Annotated in this window: 18 protein-coding genes; 9 read left to right on the top strand and 9 right to left on the bottom strand. The window is 67.8% G+C overall.

Going from position 1 to position 21,505, the window contains the following annotated elements:
- The first annotated feature begins 133 nt into the window (after positions 1-133).
- From ABLE92_RS20050 to ABLE92_RS20040, 3 genes are all read left to right on the top strand, one after another.
- Entirely contained in the window at positions 134-601 is a 468-nt protein-coding gene (locus ABLE92_RS20050) for a MerR family transcriptional regulator (RefSeq protein ID WP_348806545.1), read from the top strand.
- Complete coding sequence (locus tag ABLE92_RS20045; RefSeq protein ID WP_348806544.1) at positions 598-1,587, top strand: aldo/keto reductase; 990 nt, start codon at positions 598-600, stop codon at positions 1,585-1,587. The genes ABLE92_RS20050 and ABLE92_RS20045 overlap by 4 nt, the downstream gene beginning before the upstream one ends.
- 75 nt (positions 1,588-1,662) lie before the next feature.
- Complete coding sequence (locus tag ABLE92_RS20040) at positions 1,663-2,469, top strand: SDR family oxidoreductase (protein WP_348806543.1); 807 nt, start codon at positions 1,663-1,665, stop codon at positions 2,467-2,469.
- A 15-nt stretch (positions 2,470-2,484) separates the two neighbouring features.
- On the opposite strand, the gene ABLE92_RS20035 is transcribed toward ABLE92_RS20040, so the two are convergent.
- Entirely contained in the window at positions 2,485-3,054 is a 570-nt protein-coding gene (locus ABLE92_RS20035; protein WP_348806542.1) for a YdeI/OmpD-associated family protein, read from the bottom strand.
- A gap of 45 nt (positions 3,055-3,099) precedes the next feature.
- On the opposite strand from ABLE92_RS20035, the gene ABLE92_RS20030 reads away from it, so the two are divergent.
- Both ABLE92_RS20030 and ABLE92_RS20025 read left to right on the top strand, forming a co-directional pair.
- Positions 3,100-3,777 (top strand): hypothetical protein, encoded by a 678-nt coding sequence (locus ABLE92_RS20030; RefSeq protein WP_348806541.1) that lies wholly within the window; start codon positions 3,100-3,102, stop codon positions 3,775-3,777.
- A 117-nt stretch (positions 3,778-3,894) separates the two neighbouring features.
- Entirely contained in the window at positions 3,895-4,845 is a 951-nt protein-coding gene (locus ABLE92_RS20025) for a type IV toxin-antitoxin system AbiEi family antitoxin domain-containing protein (protein WP_348806540.1), read from the top strand.
- 79 nt (positions 4,846-4,924) lie between these two features.
- Here the strand turns inward: ABLE92_RS20025 and ABLE92_RS20020 are convergent, their stop codons facing one another.
- The 6 genes from ABLE92_RS20020 to ABLE92_RS19995 form a co-directional block, all read right to left on the bottom strand.
- On the bottom strand, positions 4,925-6,883 hold the full coding sequence (locus ABLE92_RS20020) for an ABC transporter ATP-binding protein (protein WP_496560827.1): 1,959 nt from the start codon (positions 6,881-6,883) through the stop codon (positions 4,925-4,927).
- Positions 6,880-8,613, bottom strand: coding sequence for an ABC transporter ATP-binding protein (locus ABLE92_RS20015; protein ID WP_348806539.1), 1,734 nt, complete (start codon positions 8,611-8,613; stop codon positions 6,880-6,882). The genes ABLE92_RS20020 and ABLE92_RS20015 overlap by 4 nt, the downstream gene beginning before the upstream one ends.
- Positions 8,614-8,702: 89 nt before the next feature.
- Positions 8,703-9,986, bottom strand: coding sequence for an acetyl-CoA hydrolase/transferase family protein (locus tag ABLE92_RS20010; RefSeq protein WP_348806538.1), 1,284 nt, complete (start codon positions 9,984-9,986; stop codon positions 8,703-8,705).
- Positions 9,987-10,000: 14 nt separating this feature from the next.
- Positions 10,001-10,798 carry a family 1 encapsulin nanocompartment shell protein gene (locus tag ABLE92_RS20005; protein WP_348806537.1) on the bottom strand — a complete coding sequence of 266 codons (798 nt, stop codon included), beginning with the start codon at positions 10,796-10,798 and terminating at the stop codon, positions 10,001-10,003.
- Between the two features lie 61 nt (positions 10,799-10,859).
- The gene (locus ABLE92_RS20000) at positions 10,860-11,909 is read right to left on the bottom strand and encodes a Dyp-type peroxidase (RefSeq protein WP_348806536.1); all 1,050 of its coding nucleotides are present in this window, start codon (positions 11,907-11,909) and stop codon (positions 10,860-10,862) included.
- A 99-nt stretch (positions 11,910-12,008) separates the two neighbouring features.
- The gene (locus ABLE92_RS19995; RefSeq protein ID WP_348806535.1) at positions 12,009-13,667 is read right to left on the bottom strand and encodes an FAD-binding dehydrogenase; all 1,659 of its coding nucleotides are present in this window, start codon (positions 13,665-13,667) and stop codon (positions 12,009-12,011) included.
- 285 nt (positions 13,668-13,952) lie between these two features.
- Here ABLE92_RS19995 and ABLE92_RS19990 point away from each other — a divergent pair, with 285 nt between their 5' ends.
- Entirely contained in the window at positions 13,953-14,909 is a 957-nt protein-coding gene (locus tag ABLE92_RS19990) for an alpha/beta hydrolase (RefSeq protein ID WP_348806534.1), read from the top strand.
- A 275-nt stretch (positions 14,910-15,184) separates the two neighbouring features.
- On the opposite strand, the gene pgfA is transcribed toward ABLE92_RS19990, so the two are convergent.
- A complete protein-coding gene (gene pgfA / locus ABLE92_RS19985) occupies positions 15,185-16,705 on the bottom strand; it encodes a cell envelope lipid trafficking protein PgfA (protein ID WP_348806533.1) in 1,521 nt (506 codons plus the stop codon).
- A gap of 102 nt (positions 16,706-16,807) precedes the next feature.
- Positions 16,808-18,205 carry an ABC1 kinase family protein gene (locus ABLE92_RS19980; protein WP_348806532.1) on the bottom strand — a complete coding sequence of 466 codons (1,398 nt, stop codon included), beginning with the start codon at positions 18,203-18,205 and terminating at the stop codon, positions 16,808-16,810.
- A 190-nt stretch (positions 18,206-18,395) separates the two neighbouring features.
- Here ABLE92_RS19980 and nadB point away from each other — a divergent pair, with 190 nt between their 5' ends.
- The 3 genes from nadB (at position 18,396) to ABLE92_RS19965 (ending at position 21,495) form a co-directional block, all read left to right on the top strand.
- Complete coding sequence (nadB, locus tag ABLE92_RS19975; protein WP_348806531.1) at positions 18,396-20,063, top strand: L-aspartate oxidase; 1,668 nt, start codon at positions 18,396-18,398, stop codon at positions 20,061-20,063.
- 110 nt (positions 20,064-20,173) lie between these two features.
- Positions 20,174-21,064, top strand: a complete 891-nt coding sequence (locus ABLE92_RS19970; RefSeq protein WP_348806530.1) for a hypothetical protein — start codon at positions 20,174-20,176, stop codon at positions 21,062-21,064.
- A 137-nt stretch (positions 21,065-21,201) separates the two neighbouring features.
- The gene (locus ABLE92_RS19965; protein WP_348806529.1) at positions 21,202-21,495 is read left to right on the top strand and encodes a metal-sensitive transcriptional regulator; all 294 of its coding nucleotides are present in this window, start codon (positions 21,202-21,204) and stop codon (positions 21,493-21,495) included.
- The last annotated feature ends 10 nt before the right edge of the window (positions 21,496-21,505 follow it).

Here is a 21,505-nt window from a genome sequence, read left to right as displayed (position 1 = left end):
CCGCGGCTGCCGCGGGTGTTTTTGTTGTCTTCACAAACCACAAATCATGCCCCGGCAGCCGCTCCCACCAGCGCAAACACGCCGCGCAACCTCACAACCCGCGATCTACGGCTGTAGTACTAGCGTGATCCTCATGAGTACCGACCACCTGATGCGCAAGGCGCTCGCGGCCCTGCGGGAGCTCGACGGACCGATGTCGGTCGAGGTGATCCACGAACTCGTCGACGCCGGCGAGATCACCGAACCGCTGACCGTCGCCGAGGCCGCCGATCTGCTCGACGTCTCGCCCCATACGTTGCGCTACTACGAACGCATCGGCCTGGTGGCCGTCGGGCGTGACGGTGTGGGCAACCGGCTCTACGACGATGCGGCCATTCGCCGGTTGATCTTCCTGACGCGAATGCGGTTGTCCGGCATGGCTATCCGGGACCTGCAACACTACGTCGCCCTCGTCGACCAGGGCGAGAGCACCGTCGACGAACGCCTCGAGATGCTGCTCGAACATCGTGACACCATCCGCCGCCAGATCGCCGAACTCACGCTGTCGCTGGCGGCCACCGAATACAAGATCGCCACCTACGGAGGACGGACCCAACCATGACCACGCCACGTACCACCACTCGCCGCATCGGCTCACTCGAGGTCTCGCCCATCGGATTGGGTTGTATGGGAATGAGTTTCGCCTACGGCCCGGCCGATCGGGACGAATCGATCGCGACCCTGCGCCACGCCCTCGACGCGGGTGTCAACCTGCTCGACACCGCCGACATGTATGGCCGCGGCGACAATGAACGCCTGCTGTCGCAGGTGCTCGCCGAGCGTCGCGACGAGGTCGTCCTCGCCACCAAGTTCGGCATCCTGGTCGACGAGGACACCGGCTATCCCACCGGCGACGTCGACGGATCGCCCGACTACGTCCGCCGCGCCGTCGACGCGTCGCTCGGCCGTCTCGGGGTCGACGTCATCGACCTCTACTACGTGCATCGCATCGATCCCGCCCGGCCCATCGAAGAAACCATCGGGGCGATGGCCGAGCTCGTGACCGCGGGCAAGATCCGCGAGATCGGGCTCAGCGAGGCCGACGCCGAGACGATCCGTCGTGCCGCGGCGGTTCATCCGATAGCTGCGCTGCACTCGGAGTGGTCGCTGTTCAGCCGCGACGTCGAGGAATCCGACGTCCCCGCCGCCCGGGAGGCCGGCGCCGCCATCGTGCCCTACAGCCCACTCGGACGCGGCATGCTGACCGGATCGGCGGCCGCGGCAGCGCCGGGCGACGGCGATTTCCGATCCACCCTGCCGCGGTGGCAGGCCGACAATCTCGAGCACAATCTGGCTCTGGTCGCCGAGATTCGTGCGGTGGCCGCCGAGGTCGGCGCCACCGCCGGGCAGGTCGCACTGGCGTGGCTGCTGGCACAGGGTGACGACGTGGTGCCGATCCCGGGAACCAAGCGGCGCACCTACCTCGACGAGAACATCGGGGCGAGCGCGGTGGCATTGTCCGACGAGCACCTGACCCGGCTCGCCGCGCTACGCCCGGCCGGTGATCGCTACCCGGACATGGCATGGGTGGCCGGGCGCTCGGCGTAGCCTGCCGGTGCCCGGGCGGAACAGAACCCGCGAACTTCTAGAACATGTTCTAGTTTGTGTGGCAGGCTCGGGAGCGTGATCCTCGACCGCTTCCTCCTCACCGACACCGTCGCCATCGTCACCGGCGCGGGCCGCGGCCTCGGTGCCGCGATCGCCATCGGATTCGCCGAGGCCGGCGCCGACGTGCTGATCGCGGCACGCACCGAGGACGAGCTACAGAAGATGGCCGCCGAGGTGGCCGCACGCGGTCGCCGTGCGCACGTCGTCGTCGCCGACCTCGCCGATCCCGACACGGTGGCCGGCCTCGCGCAGACCGCCGTCGACGAGTTCGGCCGCCTCGACACCGTCGTCAACAATGTCGGCGGTGCCATGCCGCGGCCGCTTCTCGACACCAAGGCGCGCCACATGACCGATGCCTTCACCTTCAACGTGACGACGGCGCACGCACTGACCACCGCGGCGGTACCGCATCTGCTGGCCACGGCCGAGGGCCCGGGGAACAGCGCCGGATCGATCATCAACGTCACCTCGGCGGTCGGGCGTGTTCCCGGTCGCGCATATGCGGCGTACGGCACCGCCAAGGCGGCGCTTGCCCACTACACGCGCCTGGCCGCGATGGACCTCAATCCCCGCATCCGCGTCAATGCCATTGCGCCCGGGGCGATCCTGACCTCCGCGCTGGAGATCGTCGCCGGTGACGACGGGATGCGCACCGCGGTCGAGTCCGCGACGCCGCTGCACCGACTGGGCGACCCGGAGGACATCGCCGCGGCCGCGGTGTACCTCGCCTCACCGGCGGGCTCATACGTGACCGGCAAGATCCTCGAGATCGACGGCGGCATCATCACGCCGAACCTGGACCTGCCGATACCGGATCTGTAGTCGGCTACGCGCGGGTCAGGGGCGCTGATTGCGCGCCGCCTTCTCCACGATGACGGCGATCCGGCGGGTCTTGGTGTCGGGTTTGCGGGCCATCGCGATCTGGGTCAGGGCGAACTTGCGCGCGCTCGGCGGGAAGGCGTCCCAGTGGGCCCGGGCGTCGGGCACGGCGTCGAGTGCCGCGGTGAGTTCCGGATGCTCGATGCCGGCCTCCGCGTCGTCGAGCAACGACCACAGGCCACGCGCCTTGGCATCGTCGATGACGGCCTGTCCCGGCGGTCGTATCCGGCCGGCGTCGAGCAGTTCGGTCACCCGCCTCTTGTTCGACGCGGCCCATGCGGAGTTGCGTCCGCGCCGGGTGAACCACATGCCGCGGCGGTGATCGTCGATCGTGCGGGTGTGGCCGTCGATCCATCCCCAGCACAACGCCTCGCGGACCGATTCGTCGTAATCGAGTGGTTCGCGGCCGGAGTCCTTGCGCCAGAACACCAACCAGACACCGGCCGACGAGGAGTGGTTCGCCGACAGCCAGGTGCCCCACTCCTCGATGGATGCGACGAGCAGGGTGGGGGCGTCGGGATCGGCCACGTGCTCACGCTAACGCCGAATCGACGGCGTCGGTACCCTGGTCGGGTGGACCAATTCCTCCACTACGCGACGGACTACTGGTGGCTGATCTTCCCGGTCGGCGGCGTCGTCGGGGGCTGGGCCGGTCACATCGCGCGGTACAACGAGAAGCGCCGCAAGGACAAGATCGAACTCGCCCGGATCAAGGCCACCGCGACGACCGAACAGATGCGGATCACCCAGGCCGACAAGGCCCAGGTGATCAAGGTGACCCGCCGCCACGACGAGATCAACGAGAAGTGGTTCCAGTACGAACTCGACCTGGCCACCCTCATCGAATACCCGATGCTCATCGACATGCGGGAACCGCTGACCCTGGCGTTCCATCAGGCCAAGGTGCGCGCCGACGACCTGCGTCCGGCGCCGGGGGAGACCCTCGATCCGCAGACCTTCGCCGACTACCGCGACGCCGTGCAGGTGTACGCGGCGTCCTTCGACGCCGCCGAACGCGAGGCTCGTCGTCGTAAGCAGTCCGACTTCTCACCCATCGAGCGCGAAACCCTCGACCGCGCCCGCAAACTCATCGCCGTGGCCGCCGACGCCGCAGCCACCCCGGCCGAACGTCAGGCCGCCTACCGCAAGGCCCGCACCGAACTCGACGGCCTCATCGGCGTTCCGCAACCGGCGGCCGAGCAACTCGAGCGGGGCATCGCCGGGGAATTGGAGCGCGGCCGCGAGTCGTGAGGTGGGAGTTGCGCGCGGGACTCCCACCTGCACGGAATGCATTGTGTGTTTCTGGGAGTTCAGCATGCATGTGGATTCGGATGGCACCGAAACGCCGCGGCGTGCGTCCAATCCTGCATGACACTCTCACCGGCGCCTTACCGCATCACTTTCCCGACCGACCCGCACGGCATCGTGTATCGAAAGACCGCACGCGAGCACGGAATCACCGACAATCAGCTCGCACGTGCGGTGGACCAGGGCCACCTTCGGCGGATCTGGCCGGGCGCGTTCCTCCCGTCCTCGACGGTCCTCGAGCACGAGGCGCTGCACCGGGTCCGCACCATCGCGGCCATGACGTGCAGCACCACCGATCATGTGGCGAGTCATACGTCGGCGGCGGTGTTGCACGGACTGTCCATGCTGATGCCAGATCTGGGTCGCGTGCATCAGCGCACCGGAACGGCCACCGGCGGCCGGGTCGATTCCTCCCGGCATCTGCACAGCGGGGTGCTCGACGAGTCCGACGTCGTCCTCGTCGACGGATTCCCGACGACGTCACTGGAGCTGACCGCCATCGATCTTGCCTGTGGGGTAGGCGAATTCGCGCGAGCGTTGGCGGTGTTCGACTCGGCCCTGCGGTTGGGTGCCGACGCCGAGGCGATGGCCGAATCGTTGGAGCGACGACGAACCGGGGTGGGTCTCGCGCGCTTTGCGCTCGGGCATGCGAACGGACTGTCGGAGAATCCGGGCGAATCCTGGGGCCGCGGGCAGATGATCGTCGAACACCTGCCGCTTCCGATCCTCCAACGTGTCTACCTCGACGAGCGCGGTGAGTTCGTGGCCCGCTGCGACTACGACTGGGAGGGCAAACTCGTCGGCGAGTTCGACGGGAAGGTCAAGTACCAGAAGCTGCTCAAGCCGGGTGAGGACGTGACCGCCGTGGTCGTCAGGGAAAAGCGCCGGGAGGATGCCGTGCGCCGGTTGGGGCCGATGGTGGAACGCTGGGTGTGGACCGATCTCGTCCGCAACGTCATGATCCCGCGGTTGACGCACAACCTGCAGACCGTCGGCATCCTGAAGAAGTGAGATGCGCGCGCAACTCCCACCTGCACGGAATGCATGGTGTGCACATGGGAGTTGAGCATGCAGGTGCCGGAGCCGGCCGCTACTCCGTGTCCAACGCCCCCGCGAACTGGCTGCGGTAGAGCCGGCAATACGCGCCCTGTGCCGCCAGCAGTTCCTCGTGATTGCCCTGTTCGACGATGTGCCCGTCCTCCATCACGATGATGGTGTCGGCGTCGCGGATCGTCGACAGACGGTGCGCGATCACGAAACTCGTCCGGTCGGCCCGCAGGTTCGCCATCGCCTGCTGGATGAGCAGTTCGGTGCGGGTGTCCACCGAACTGGTGGCTTCGTCGAGGATCAGGATGGTCGGCCGCGCCAGGAAGGCCCGGGCGATCGTGATGAGTTGTCGCTCACCGGCACTCACGCCGCCACCCTCGTCGTCGAGGACGGTGTCGTAGCCGTCGGGCAGGATGCGGACGAAGTGGTCGACGTGACTGGTCATCGCGGCCTCGAGGACCTGCTCGCGGGAGGCGGTCGGGTCGCCGTAGGCGATGTTGTCGTAGATGGTGCCGCCGAACAGCCACGAATCCTGCAGCACCATGCCGGTGCGTTCGCGCAGGTCGTCGCGGGTCATGTCACGGGTCTCGACGCCGTCGAGGCGGATCGTTCCGGAATCGACGTCGTAGAACCGCATGATCAGGTTGACCAGCGTCGTCTTGCCCGCACCGGTCGGCCCGACGATCGCCACCATGTGCCCGGGTCGTGCCACCAGCGACAGATCCTCGATCAGCGGCTTGTCGTCGACGTAGCGGAAGGAGACATCGTCGAACTCGATGCGGCCCTTGTCCTCTGCCGGGCTCACCGGATCGCGAGGATCCGGGGTCTGTTCGTCGGCGTCGAGGATCTCGAAGATCCGCTCGGCCGAGGCCACGCCGCTCTGCATCAGATTGATCATCGACCCGATCTGGGTGAGCGGCTGGGTGAACTGCCGTGAGTACTGGATGAAGGCCTGCACCTCACCGAGGCTCAGATTGCCCGACGCCACCCGCAGCCCACCGACCACCGCGATCGCCACGTAGTTGAGGTTGCCGAGGAACATGATCGTCGGCATCACCATGCCGGAGATGAACTGCGCCCGCCAACTCGACTGGTAGAGCTTCTCATTGCGTTCGTCGAAGACCGCTTCCACCTCGGCCTGGCGGCCGAACACCTTGACCAACTCGGCGCCGGTGAACGCCTCCTCGATCTGCGCGTTCAGCTTCCCGGTGGACGACCACTGAGCGATGAAGTGCGGCTTGGATTGTCGCGCGATGATCGCGGTGGCCGCCACCGCGAGGGGCACGGTGATCACCGCGATCGACGCCATCAGCGGCGAGATCCAGATCATCACCACCAGCAGCGCGATCACCGTCAGAATCGAGTTGAGGAACTGCGAGATGGTCTGCTGCAGACTCTGCGACAGATTGTCCAGGTCGTTGGTGACACGGCTGAGCAGATCGCCGCGCGGGCTGGTGTCGTAGTAACGCAACGGAAGTCGGTGCACCTTGTCCTCGACGTCGGCGCGTAACCGCCGGATCGTGGCCACCACAACGATGTTCAGCAGATACGCCGCGACCCAGGACAGGAACGACGACGCGACATAGCAGACGAGGACGATCAGCAGCGTCTGCCCGACGGCGGTGAAATCGACGCCGACGCCGGGCGTCACATCCATCGACGAGATCATGTCGGCGACGGTGTCCTGCCCCCGCTCGCGCAGCCCGTCGATGGCCTGCGCCTTGGTGATCCCCTCGGGGAGTGCCTTGCCGATGACACCGTCGAAGATCAGGTTGGTGGCGTGACCGAGGATGCGCGGTGCGATGGCGAGCAGGATCACCGACCCGACGATCGCGGTCAGCACCGTCACCATCCGCAACGGGTAGGCCATCAGCAGCCGCACCAGACGCTTCATCGACGGGCCGAACGAATGCGCCTTCTGCAGAACGGGTCCGGCCATCATCGGGCCGCGTCCCGGGCCGGGAGCGGCCGTGGGTCCCGAGCCGGGTCCGGGGCGGGTCATGCCGGTTCTCCGATCGACAGCTGCGAGTTCGCGATCTCCGCGTACGTCTCACACGAGGTCAGCAGTTCGTCGTGACGACCGAGCCCGACGACGTGACCGCGATCCAGGACAACGATCTGATCGGCGTCGACGATCGTCGAGATACGTTGGGCGACAATGATCACCGCAGCATCCGCGGTGGCCGGACGCAGTGCCGCACGCAGTTTCGCGTCGGTGGTGAGGTCGAGTGCGGAGAACGAGTCGTCGAACAGGTACACCGCCGGCCGGCGGATGAGGGCCCGCGCGATCGCCAACCGCTGCCGCTGCCCGCCGGATACGGTGGTGCCGCCCTGCGCGATCGCGGTGTCGAGCCCGTCGGGCATGGCCGCGACGAACTCCTCGGCCTGCGCGATCCGCAACGCCGCCCAGATCTCCTCCTCGGTCGCGTCGGGTTTGCCGTGCCGCACGTTGGAGGCGACCGTCCCGGAGAAGAGGTACGGCCGCTGCGGCACGAAACCGATGACCGACCGCAACTCGTCGGGGTCGAGGTCGCGGACGTCGGTGCCGCCGACGCGGACCGCGCCGTCGGTGACGTCGATGAGCCGGGGCACGAGTGCCATCAGGGTGGTCTTGCCCGAGCCGGTGGACCCGACGATGGCGGTGGTGGTGCCGGCGGACACGGCGAAACCGATGTCGCTCAACACGTTCTCGTCGGCACCCGGGTAGCGGAACTCGGCGCCGACGAACTCCACCGACGACGGCGCCGCCGCGAAACCGGTCGCCTCGGCGGGTGGGCGGACCGATGTCTCGGTGTCGAGGACCTCGCAGATGCGTTCGGCGCAGACGGCCGCGCGCGGCGCCATCATCGCCAGGAACGACGCCATCATCACCGACATCATGATCTGCATGGCGTAGCTCATCATCGCGGTCAGGGCGCCGATCTCGGTGCCGCCGTCGACGACGGCGTGCCCGCCGAACCAGATGATCGCCACGATCGTCACATTGGTGATCACCATGACCACCGGGAACATCAACGCCATCATCCGGCCGACCCGCAGGGTGGCGTCGCTGAGCGAGTCATTGGCCACGCCGAAGCGCTGCGTCTCATACCGTTCCCGGACGAAGGCGCGGACCACGCGGATACCGGTGATCTGTTCCCGCAGTACGCGATTGACGGTGTCCAGACGTTCCTGCATGGCGCGGAACCCGGGGATCATCCGCGCGATGATCAGCGCCATCGTGACACCCAGGATCGGCACCGCGATGAGCAGCACCCACGAGAGGCCCGGCGCCACATAGACACCCATCACGATGCCGCCGATGCACATGATCGGGGCCATCACCAGGATGGCGGTGCTCATCACGATCAGCAGTTGCACCTGCTGGACGTCGTTGGTGGTGCGGGTGATCAGCGACGGTGCGCCGAAGGTGCCGATCTCGCGTGCGGAGAACGTGTTGACGCGGTGCAGCAGGTCGTGGCGGATGTCGCGACCGGCGCCGAGGGCGGCGCGGGCACCGTAGTACTGGGCGATGAGCGTGCAGATGATCTGCGCGAACGCGACGGCCAGCATCACCCCGCCGATGCGCAGGATGTAGTCGGTGTCGCCGCGTGAGACACCGTTGTCGATGATGTCGGCGTTGAGGGTCGGCAGGAACAGCATCGCTGCGGTCGCGATGAGTTGCAGCACGATCACCGCGACGATGTTGACCGGGTACCGCGCCAGGTATGTCCGGATCAGTCGCGTCAGCATGGGCAGGTCACCTCACGACGCTAGCAACAGGCCCACCATCTCGGCGAATGGTTTGCCGGGCACTCGTCAGAGCACTCGTCAGAGGCCGCTCAGAGCAACCCGAGTTCACGCGCCGACTTGGTGAGCTGATCGCGGTGTTCGGGGGCGGCGATGGCGATCAGGGCCGCGGCGCGCTGCCGCAGTGACCGGCCGCGCAACTCCGCGATCCCGTACTCGGTGACCACGTTGTCGATGGTGTTCTTGTGGGTGGTCACCACGCTGCCGGGACTCAACTGCGCCGAGATCCGGCTCTTACCCTTCGACGTGGTGGCCCGGGTGACGAGGAATCCCTGTCCGCCCTCGGAGTACTGCGCGCCGCGGGCGAAGTCCACCTGACCGCCCGACCCCGACCAGTAGCGGCCGCCGATCGTCTCGCTGGCCGCCTGCCCCATCAGATCCACCTCGGTGGTCGCGTTGATGGAGACCACATTGGGTTCGTCGCCGATGAGCCGCGGATCGTTGGTCTGATCCACCGGCAGCAGCGCGATGCCGGGGTTGTGGTCGATCCAGTCGTAGAGCTCCCGGGTGCCGAGACAGAAGGTGGCCACATGCTTGGCCCGGTGGTGTCGCTTGCGGGCTCCGGTGACCGCGCCGGACTGCACCAGACGCATCACGCCGTCGGTCAGCACCTCGGTGTGAATGCCCAGATCGCGGTGGCCCGACAACAGCTCGGCGATCTTCTCGGGCACGTTGCCGATACCGAACTGCATGCACGCGCCGTCCGGGATCCGGTCCACGATGTTCTCGGCGATGGCATGATCGCGCGGGTCGTCGCCGGCCGAATGTGCCTCGAAGAGAGGGCGATCCACCGCCGTCCACCCCACGATCTGGCTGATGTGGATGTGGTTCTCGCCGTAGGTGTGCGGCATCTGCTCGTTGGCCTCGAGGAAGAACGGCATCTCACCGATCAGCGCCGCGCAGTACTCGGCGTTGGTGCCCAACGAGAAGTAGCCGTGCTCGTCGGGCATGCTCGCGCTGGTGATCACCAGCTTGGGGCCGGTGAGCGCGCGCATCAGTGTCGGGGTTTCGGAGAAGTGGCTGGCCACCAGGTCGCAGGTGCCGTTCCAGAACGCCTGCCGGGTGGCCGGCGCCAGAAAGTAGTCGACGTGGCGCAGTCGATCGCCGAACTCGCCGCGGATGTAGGCGCGTTCCTCGATCGCACTCATCCGGTGCACCCGGACCCCGGTGAGTTGCTCGTTCCCCGCCTCGATCGCATCGAGCAGGGCGGTCGGTTCGGCCGCGTAGAGCGGGGCGATGAGGTTGGCGCCCGGCGGGATGTGTTCGAGAACCCGCTCGGGCTCCACCGGCATGGCCACGGCTGAGGTGGGGGACATGCGTCGAGTGTGACTCAGGCGTTCGTGAGTGCGACGGCGGCCTCGCCGGTGTAGGTGAGGTAGGTGAACGACTCCTGGAAGTACAGGTTGACGGTGTCGGCGTCGTGCGAGTCGTATCCGATGGACACGTCCTGGCCGATCGTCAGCTCGAAGTCGCCGCCCCGGGTGGACACCACGAAGGCGCCGGAAATGGCCGGGGCCCAGACGATTTCGCCGTCGATTAGCCGTTTGATGTGCTGGCTGATCGGGTAGCCGTGATTGGAGGTCTCGTTGATCAGGTTGTAGACGTCGGCCGACACCGCGATCGAGTAGGGGCCGTCGATCGACGCGAGCTTCAGTGTGGAGAGTGCCTGGCTGAACGCCTCCGGGTAGTCCCGCACATCCTCGGGCAGTGCGATCGGGGTGGCGGTGGCCGACCGGATGCCGCTGATCCCGGCGGCGTCGTACCCCTCGAAGATGGCGCGGTCCTCGGCGAGGGCGAGCTGCCGGGCCGCCTCGACCACCGGATCCCAATCGGAATCCTCGGCACCGCGGTCGACGTCGTCGATGGCCTCGCGGGTCACCGTGAACGGCGCCTTGAGTTCCACCAGCGGCTGCACGTGGCGCTGGAACGCCAGGATGCCGTCGGCGGGCGAATCGATCTTGGAGCGGTGGCCGCGCGTCACCGACGACGCCTCGAGTCCCAGGGGGCCCTTCACGTCGACGATTCGCCGTCCGGCGATGTTGCGCTTGAACGACCGCGTCGCCTCCTCTTCGATGGCCGCCCACGCCGAATCGGAGATGGGGGCGAGTTCGCGATGCAGGTTGTTCATGGTGACTCTCCTGGTTGTCGGATCGGGATGTGGTGGATGTGCCGGTTCAGCGCAACGTGATTCAGCGCAGGGAGCCGATGCCGAGCGAACCGTCGGCTGGGCGGGAGGCGCTCGGCGGGGTGGGTTCAGGGGTTCCGGCGGTGTCGGCGGGGTGGTCGTCCTCGTCGGCGGTCTCGGCCAGTGGCGCGGCGGGCAGGTCGTCGAGGAAATCGGTTGTCGGAGTGAAGAATTGCGATCCGGTGACCGCGGTGGTGAAGTCCAGCAGGCGGTCGTAGTTGCCCGGCGGATCACCGATGAACATCTTGCGCAGCATCTCCTCGGTCACGTCGGGGCCCGCGGAGTAGGCGATGTAGTAGGTGCCCGCCTCGCCCGCACCCGACACGTCCCCGTACGGCATGTTGTCGCGGACGATGTCGATCTCCTCGCCGTCGGCGTTCTCCACGACGTTGAGCGCGATGTGCGAGTTGCTCGGCTTGACGTCGTCCGACATCTCGATGTTGTCCGACTTGGTGCGGCCGATCGCGTCTTCCTGATCGGCCACCGAAAGCGCATTCCACGCGGCGAAGTCGGTGACATACCGCTGGATGGCCACATAACTGCCGCCGGCGAAACCGGGGTCCTCGTCGCCGACGGTGATCGCGTCGATCGCGGCCTGCCCGACGGGATTCTCTGTGCCGTCGACGAATCCGATGAGATCGCGCAGATCGAAGTACCGGAAGCCGTGCACCTCGTCGACGACTGTCACCGCGTCACCGAGCGCCGTCATCGCCAGCCGGCCCAACTCGTAACACAGGTCCATCTGATCGGCCTTGATGTGCAGCAGCAGGTCCGCGGGTGTCGCCGGTGCGGTGTGCACCTCGCCCTCGTAGACGACGAAGGGGCGCAGTGAGCGTGGCCGCGGGCCGGCGAAGAGTCGGTCCCACGCGTCGGACCCGATCGAGACGATCCCGGCGAGTGCCTGTTCGGGCGCCCGCGACGACACCGAGTTGATCCGCGAGCCGAGTTCGCCGAGGAAATCCCGGACCGTGCTCTCGCCGCCCTCGTTGATCGTCATGACGAGGAACAAGGCTTGTTTGGTCTTGCGGGTCAGGATCGTCTGCGGCACAGGCACGTAATTCAGCCTATCGGAGTGGTACGGGTCGCGTGGTCACTCAGGGCACCCTGTGAAAGTTGAGGCCAGGCAATCCTTTTCGGGGCGTACATCGGTGGTTCATCCCCGGGCCACCGCGCGTCCGGCGGCCCGGCCGGAGAAGATGCAGCCACCGAGGAAGGTTCCCTCCAGTGCGTTGTAGCCGTGCACCCCGCCGCCACCGAAACCGGCGACCTCACCGGCCGCATAGAGGCCCTCGAAGACGGTGCCGTCCGGGCGCATCACCGCCGAATCGAGATTGGTCTCCAGTCCGCCGAGGGTCTTGCGGGTGAGGATGTTCAGGCGCACCGCGATCAGCGGGCCGTGATCCGGGTCGAGCAACTTGTGCGGCTTGGCCACGCGGGCGACCTTGTCACCGAGATATTGACGGGCGTTGGTGATGGCCATCAGCTGTGCGTCCTTGGAGAACTTGTTGTCGACGTCGGCGTCGCGGGCGGAGATGATGCGCTCGATCTTCTGCAGATCGAGATCCGGACCGCGTGTGATCGTGTTCATCTTCGCGACCAGCGCGGCGAGGTTGTCGGCCACCACGAAGTCCTCGCCGTGCTCGACGAACGCCGCCACCGGAGCGGGTGCGCCCCTGGCGAGGCGGCTCTTGGCGGCGAACTTCAGGTCCTTGTTGGTCAGATCCGGATTCTGCTCCGATCCCGAGAGCATGAACTCCTTCTCGATGATCGACTGCGTGAGGATGAACCAGGAGTAGTCGTATCCGGTCGACAGGATGGCCTTCATCGTCGAATTGGTGTCGAAACCGGGGAAGTTGGGCGGCGCCAGGCGATCACCGTTGGCGTCGAGCCACAACGACGAGGGGCCGGGGATGATGCGGATCGCGTGATCGGGCCAGATCGGGTCCCAGTTGATGATGCCCTCGGTGTAATGCCACATGCGATCGCGGTTGACCAGGCTGGCACCGGCCGACTCGCTGATCGCCAGCATCCGGCCGTCGACGTGCGCGGGCACCCCCGAGATCATGAACCGCGGGGCCGGACCGAGCCGCTCGACGGGCCAGTTCTCGCGGATCAGGTCGTGGTTGTGGCCGATGCCGCCGGAGGTGACGATGACGGCGTCGCCGCGCACCTCGAAATCGCCGATCACCTCGCGGCTCGACGCCTTCCCGCGTTCGAGGTCGGTCGGCTCCAGGACGGCCCCGCGCACGCCGACCGCCACGCCGTCGTCGACGACGATCTCGTCGACGCGGTGCCGGAAACGGAATTCGACGAGCCCACGACGTTCGGCCTGGAGCACCGGTTCGGCAAAGATGCGGACGACCTCCGGGCCGGTACCCCAGGTGAGGTGGAAACGCGGTACGGAATTGCCGTGACCGTCGGCAAAGCCACCGCCTCGCTCGGCCCAGCCCACCACCGGTGCCCGCAGTCCGAGGTCGTGTAGGTACTGGCGCTTCTCGGTGGCCGCGAACTCCACGTAGGCGCGCGCCCACTGCCGCGGCCAGTAGTCCTCGTCGTCGCGGTCGAAACCGGCCGATCCCATCCAGTCCTGCAGCGCCAACTCCGCCGAGTCGTGGACACCGAGGCGTCGTTGTTCCGGGGTGTCGACCAGGAACAACCCGCCCAGTGACCAAAACGCCTGGCCACCGAGGTTGTTGCGGTTCTCCTGATCGATGAGGATCACCCGGCGCCCGGCCTGGGTGAGTTCATAGGTGGCGACGAGTCCGGCCAATCCGGCCCCCACGACGACTGCATCGGCCTGCTGCTCGGTCACTGGATCTCCTTTGGAAGGGTCGATCATGACCTTATCGGGGTGCCCGGAACCGGTGTGACCAAGTCGACGCGAAACCGTGATAGCTGCAGGTGACGCCGGTCACCCGGGTGCGGCAGGATCGGAGAAAGCACGCGGAGTTCACTTTCCTGCCTTTGCCGCTGTGTTATCGAGCCGTTACTATCGGCCGCGACGGGGTTCGTCCCGGGCGGCACGCCGCCGTACCCCCGCACCATGCCCATATCAACGCGCCCGCTCGGGTCACGATCGTAAGGAAAATCGAATCTCATGCTGACTCGCGCCCGTAAGCGCCTGGTGGCCGCAATGGTGGCGGTCGCCGCCATCGGCGGTGTCACCACGGTCGCCGCGCCGGCCGCACACGCAGCCAACGGCTGCAGTGTCGAGCGGGTGTACTCCCCGGCCATGCACCGCAGTGTGCCGGTGTGCATCGTCTCTGCCGGCGGTAGCAACAAGCCCACCCTGTACCTGCTCGACGGTCTGCGCGCCCCGAACAACAACAGCGGCTGGCTGATCAACACCAACGTCGCGCGCTGGATGGCCGGCAAGGGCACCAACGTCGCCATCCCGTTCGGCGGCGGCGGCAGCTTCTACACCGACTGGCAGTCCCCGGACCCCAAGCTGGGCGTCAACAAGTGGGAGACCTTCCTCACCCGTGAGCTGCCCGCCTACATGGCCAAGAACCACGGCAGTGACAACCGTCGCAACGGCATCGCCGGTCTGTCGATGTCGGGCACCTCGGCGCTGAACCTCGCGTCGCGGCACCCCGGCTTCTACGACGCGGTCGCGTCCTACTCGGGCTACCCGACCGTCACGATGCCCGGCTTCACCCAGGGCATCCAGGCCTCGGTCGCCGACATGGGCGGCAACCCCAACAACATGTGGGGCGTTTACCCGGCCGGCGAATGGTTCCAGAACGATCCGTTCCTGTCGGCGGGCAACCTGTCCGGCAAGCATGTCTACGTCTCCGCCGGAACCGGCATGGGCAGCAAGTACGACTCGTCCATCACCCCGGGCAGCGCCAACTTCAACCCGGTGCACTTCGCCCAGATGGTGCCGCTCGAGGTCGCCGCGTCGACCAGCAGCCAGATCTACATCGCCCGGCTGCGCACCCTGCCGATCCACCTGACCACCCGGATCACCCCGGACGGCGATCACTGGTGGACCTACTGGGACGACACCTTCAAGCAGTCCTGGGCCACCACGTTCGCTCCCGCGTTCTTCTGATCCGCGGATAGGAACCAGAGAACCCACACAGTTCACGACGAGGGCCGGTGATCATCACGATCACCGGCCCTCGTCGTTGTCTGTGACTGTCGTTGTGTGTGACTGTCGTTGTGTGACTGTCGTGTGGGTTGGTTCCGCTTTCGGCGTGTGCCGGCGGTGGGTACCGGCGTCACCTCGCCAGTGTCTGCGTGCGTTGAGCTCCTCACCGGCTCGATCGGCGGAGGGGGGTCGCCTCGATCGGCGGGTGCCCTATCCTGCCGACCGGTTGCGGGGCGCTACCTCGACTGATCCCCGTCCACCGGCCGGAAGTCCTCGTCACCGTCGATCTTGGGGGCCGGGCCCTCCACGCGCGGAATCCGTTGCGTCGGACTGTCCCACAGGTAGGCATTGGCCTCGTCCTCGTCGGACCATTCGTCCACCGGCTCGGCCGGACTACGGTGCCGCGCCCGCTGTGAGGCGATGACGGCGGTCGGCGCCGCCGCTGCTGCCTCGGCATGCGATCCGCGCGGCCGGTCGACGACCGTGGGTTCCTCGGAGCCGGTGTACTCCGGGGCATCTTCGGTGGTGTCGGGTCGATCGACGATCTCGGTGTCGGAGTCGGTGTTCTCGAGATCATCGTCGAGGTCGTTGTCATCGTCGCCACCATCGCGGCGACGCGCCCGCCGACCACGCAGGAACAGCAACACCGCGGCGAGCAGCAGTACGGCACCGACGACGCCGAGGATCAGCGGCAGCCAGAAACCGCCCAGCCGGATCTCGTCCTTGTAGCCTGCGGCCTTGGTGGCCTGTTCGGAGACCGTCGCGTCGGTGAACTCGAACGTGGTCTTCAGCGCGTCGAGCCGGAACTCGCGGACCGCGGCCGGCGTCGCCTCGTCATCCTGGTAAGGCGAACGGAAGTATTGGTGCTGGTCTTCGCGGCCGTCGACGATCGTGCCGGTCTGCGGCTCCACCCACAGATCCCGGGTCACCGTGGCATACCGGTGCATGGAGACCTGCTGCGTCGGGCGGACCCCGCGTCCGCTGATGCCCCACCATCGGGCGGGCATCGTCAGCATCGTGCCCAGGGCCGCCTCGTTCTGCGGGTTGGGCAGTGAGGACAGATCCTTCTCGGGCACCTGCGTCTGGAAGTGATAGGTCTCGACGCCGTCGATGGTCTCCACCCCGACGAACTTGGCCTCGGTGTCCTGCCTGCTGTTCAGGTCGTAGTACAGGTACGCACGTTTCTTGGTGTTGAACGGGAACTTGTACTGGAAGCCCTGCCGGTTGGTCAGCTGCACCGACACGTCCTTGGGGTCGACGCCTTCCGGTGCCGCCTCGACCTGCACGGAGCTCACGGTTCCGTTGGGTACCGAGGTCTTGCGGTTCACCGAGACCTTGTCGATGCTGGCGGTCAGCAGGCCGTCGTCGCATTCGAGTTCGCCACCGGACGCCGGGGCCGGTGGCACATTCTCGTCGCCGTTCGCGTCACGGGTGCGGTCGATCCGCACGGTCTGGGCGGCCTGAATGGTGGCCTGACGGCGATCCGACGGATCGACAATGACCGACCGGCGTTGCTGGGTGAGATGCGCCTGCAGGGTCCGCGCCCGCGACTCGTTGACCGAACAACGGTCGAAAATCACCGCGGGGAAACGGTCACCGGGGGAGCCGTCCGCGCTCACCGAGGTGGCGTTGGTGGTGATGTCGAGGTCGAGCGGGACAACCTTCAGTTGCGGCACCAACCACAGCGGAACGGCGATCGCCGCCGTGATACAGGCCACGCCGAGGAATGCCAGCACGGCCGGCAACACTCGCTTCATCAATCGACTCCCTGGGTCGGCGCCGTCGAGCGGGATCGGGATTCGCTCGGGTTTCGTGTCACCACCCTAATGGCGCAGGCCGGTGGACCCACCCAGGACGGGTCAGCGAGTGTGCGCGCCCTCGGCGCGCCGGTCCCGTTCGGCCTCTCTCATGATCCCGGCCATGTACCCGTAGATCTCGCGGTCGCTCATCGCCTTCCACCGCGGTGCGAGCAGCTTCATGTACTTCTCCACATACAGCAGTTGCTTGCCGACGAGGACCAGTTCACGTGGTAGCCGCGCGTCGTGGGCCCGGGCGACCGCGGCGAGTTGCCGGCCCAGATCGGTGTAGCTCATCGCCCCCAGATCGGTCCCCGACAGGGGTGCGGCGACCTTCTCGATGTCGACGCCGCCCTGCGCGGTGGACCCGGGATTGCGGACCGCGCCGAGCAGGAAGATCCCACGCCCGGCGGATTCGTAGTCACCGCGGACGATGAGATCGACGACGAGCTGACGCAGGATGCGGCGGGTCCGTGGGGTGAACCGGCCGACGATCCCGAAATCGAGCAGCACCAGATGACCCGCGTCGTCGACGAGCACATTGCCGGCGTGCAGGTCGCCGTGGAACAGCCCGCCGTGGAAGGCCGATTCCAGCAGGGACAGCAGCAGGGTGCGGCACAGCGCGACGCCGTCGTGACCGGCCTCGCGGACTGCTTTCGCGTCGTCGATGCGGATCGCGTAGATGCGCTCCATGGTGAGCACCCGGGCCGTGGTGAACTCGTCGTGGACGTGGGGGACGCGGACCCGATCGCCGAACGGTCCCGGTTTCAGGCACTCGTACCACTCCCGCATGGTGGTGGCCTCGTTGCGGAAGTCCAGCTCGGCGGCGAGCCCGTCGGCGAAGTCCTCGACGACGTGGCGGGCGCTGAGCATGCGCCCGTATTCGGAGAGTTCGGCCAGGCCGGCGAGCCGGTCGAGGATCGCCACGTCGGGGGCGAGTCGGTCGCCGATCCCGGGCCGCTGGATCTTCACCACCACCTCGGTGCCGTCGGCCAGGGTGGCGGTGTGGACCTGCGCGATCGACGCCGACGCGATCGGCACGGGATCGAAGGTGGCGAAGACGTCCTCCGGTGCGCGGCCGAACTCCTCGACGAAGAGGCGGCGGATGTCGTCGGGGTCGGAAGGGGGCACACGGTCCAGGAGTGACTCGAACTCGCCTGCCAGGGTCTCGGTGAAGACGCCGGGGCTCGATGCGATGAGCTGGCCCAGCTTCACATAGGTGGGCCCGAGGTGTTCGAACGTCGTCCGCACCTCGTGTGCGGCGCGGGCGGCGTTGGGTGGCCGCAGGTGCAGTGCATCGACCGCGGTGCCGACGGCGAAGCGGATGACGCCCGCGGTCGCGTGCGCCGCGGTGGAGCCGAACCGGTAGGCCTCGGTCAATGGTGACACCGGTCCAAGGCCGGTGACGTCCGGGCTGTTGATCTGAGAAGTGTTCATATCGGTGGGTGCCGCCGTCGTCATCGGGGATTATCCCGCGTGGGCCGCGGGGCGTGAGCGGTCACCGCGGGCCAGTGTACCGAGAGACCCCGGTCACCTCGGGGACGCGTAGAGTAGTGCGTGGCAGAGGTTTTCGACTGGGAATCGAAAACGCCCCCGGATGGTTGAGTCCGGCAGACGCCCGACGATCGGGCACCCGAGAAAGGCGAGTCCGATGGCCGCTGCACTTGCGCCCGTGCCCGCGCACGCCGACCTGGTGATCGTCGGCGCCGGCATCGCGGGGATCACCGCCGCACTGACCGCGCACGCCGCCGGACTGCGGGTGACGGTGCTGCACAAGGGGCAGGCCTGGAACCCCGATCGCGCCGAACAGGCGACCTCGACCTTCTACGCCCAGGGCGGGATCGCCGTGGTGATGCCCACCAACCCCGACGATTCGGTGGACCTCCACGTTGCCGACACCATCGCCGCGGGGGCGGGCCTGACCGATCCGGCGGCGACCCGGCCCATCGTCGATGCGGGCTGGGCCGCGGTGACCGAACTGATGGCGTGGGGCACCCGATTCGACCGCGACCCGCGTGGCGCCCTGGCCCGCACCCGAGAGGGCGGGCACAGCGTGCGCCGCATCCTGCACGCCGGCGGCGACGCCACCGGGGCCGCGATCCAACGGGCTCTCGGCGCCGCGCTGACCGGCGCGGCACGTGCCGGGACGATCGAGATCGTCGACGATGCCGTCGTCACGCGGGTGCTCACCGACCGCGAGGGACGGGCCACCGGCGTCACCTATCTGCGTCGCGGGGCATCACACGCGGTGGCGGCCCCGACGGTGCTGCTCGCCACCGGCGGTGCCGGCCACCTGTATCCGGCGACGACCAATCCGGCCGGCGCGACCGGCGACGGGATCGCGTTGGCGCTGCGGGCGGGCGCACACGTCGCCGACCTCGAGTTCATCCAGTTTCACCCGACGATGCTCTACACCCCCGGCGAACGTGGCCGTCGAACGCTCATCACCGAGGCCATCCGTGGCGAGGGCGGCCGGCTCGTCGACGTCGACGGCCGGTCGGTCACCGCGGGCGTGCATCCGCAGGGTGACCTCGCGCCGCGTGACGTCGTCGCGAACGCCGCGATCGCCGCGATCGATCGGACCGGACACCCGTGCGTCTACCTCGACATCAGCGGAATCGCCGACGTCGAGCGCCGATTCCCGACGGTGACCGCGGGGGTCGCGGCGGCCGGGTTGTCGGTGCGGTCGGGTCGCATCCCGGTGGTCCCGGGCGCGCATTACCAGTGTGGCGGCGTGGTCACCGACATCCACACCCGCACCGCGGTCCCCGGACTGCTCGCCGCCGGTGAGGTGGCCCGCACCGGGCTGCACGGCGCCAACCGTCTCGCGTCGAACAGCCTGCTCGAGGGCGTCGTGATGGGCATCCGCGCCGCCGGGGTGGCGACGACGGCACGCGGGGAGCGCCGATCGCCGACCGTCGACGCCGCTGCCGCGCCCGACAGCGCCGTCATGAGCGCACCGGTGCTCGATCGCGCCGTGCTGCAGGATGCGATGGGTCGGCATGTGGCGCTCCAACGCGACGCGTCTGGGCTCACCGAGGTCGCCACGCTGCTCGCGGGCGCCCGTCCGGTGCCGCTCGACTCCGTGCGGGCGGCCGAGGACGCCGCGTTGACGATGACCGCGCGGGCCGTGGTCGCCGCTGCCGCCGCCCGCACCGAATCGCGCGGCTGCCACGTGCGGTCGGATCATCCGGAGACCGCGGCCACCGCGCGGTCACGCGTCTTTCGGCTCGTGGGCGATCAGGTGACCGAGCTGAGCCCCGTGGAGATGAGGCCTGGGGAGATGCGCACCGGGGAGGCCGTCCCCCTTTCGGGGTAGCCGCATCGAGGGTCCTTTCGTACACTGACCCGCGGGGTTGTGTGTGACGCTGTCATGGGCGGGAACTCCATCGTTGGACTGCGCGGCACGGCCGGGCGAATGGAGGCTCGATGGACGGCGAAGGTTGCTGGTCGACGGTGGTCAGTTCGACCGCGGAACGGCGCGCGTTGGGACTCCCCGATTCGGCGGGCTGGATGTTGCAGTGCCGCTTGGGGATCGGGCACCGGGGCAACCACGCCACCGATGGTGGTGCGCATCCGCGAGCCGACCGCCGGTACTGGCTGGAGTGGAACGACTTCGATCCGCACGCGCAATCGCTCATCGAACGCAATCCGTGCCCGGTGACCTCCCCGGAGAACGCGCCGTGTCTGTACTTCCACGGCCATCCCGGCCCCCACGGTTTCGTCCGGTCCAACGGGCACGCCCCCACGGCGCTGACGGGGATCGCGGCCGCCGGGGCACAAGGTCCGTTCGGCGGGCATCACCATGCGTCGCCCGGCTTCCCGCCGTCGCCTGCCGAGCCGGTTCACAGCGGTCCGTCCACCGGTGACCTGCCGGTCATGGCCGCCGGGCACAGTGGTGCACACCGGATGCCTGATCACCTGGTGTCCGGCCCGGCCGATGTGTCCGAGCCGATGGTGTCCGGGCCGACGGGTTCGTCGGAGATCGACGGACTGGGTGCCTACCGCGGCGGCCGCCGGTCCACCGACTCCGCCCCACCCGACGGTCTGCCGCCCTATCAGGGACGTCGTCACGGATTCGACGAGGATCCGGTCGTGGTGACGGCCGGTGCGGCATCGCCGATCGGAGCGCCCGACGTCCAGGGCGCGGACATCCCGAGCACCGACATCCCGAGCCCCGACATCCCGAGCACCGACATCCCGAGCACCGGCATCCCGGGCACGGATTCGGCCGGGCCGTCGCTGGACGCCGTCAGTGACGCGTTGAGCGATGTCGCCGCCGCGCTGTCCCGCCTGGCCGACGCGTTGCGTCGGAGCTGACCAACAACCCGGCACCATCCCCGGCTCGACCCCGCCCGATGCGGTGGCGCCCGACACTGTCGCGTCACCTACCCTAGGGGGGTACCGTTCCATGGCCGCCTGAGGTATACCTGTAGGGGGTATAGAACGGAGTTGTCATGGATCACGCCGAACACGGGTACATCGAGCGCAAGGACGATTACCTGCGTCGCCTGCGCCGGATCGAGGGCCAAGCGCGGGGGCTGCAGCGGATGGTCGAGGAAGAGCAGTACTGCATCGACATCCTCACGCAGGTCTCGGCGATGACGAAGGCCCTGCAGGCGGTCAGTCTCGGATTGCTCGAGGAGCACATGAACCACTGTGTGCTGCAGGCCGCCCAAGAGGGCGAGGAGCAGGGCAGGGCCAAGCTCGACGAGGCCGTCCAGGCGATCAGCCGGCTCGTCCGATCCTGACACATCCATC

The sequence above is a fragment of the Gordonia oleivorans genome (assembly GCF_040044975.1).
Taxonomy (GTDB): Bacteria; Actinomycetota; Actinomycetes; order Mycobacteriales; family Mycobacteriaceae; genus Gordonia; species Gordonia oleivorans.
Note: the sequence above shows the minus strand (reverse complement) of the source record. Positions and strands in the feature narration are given on the sequence as shown.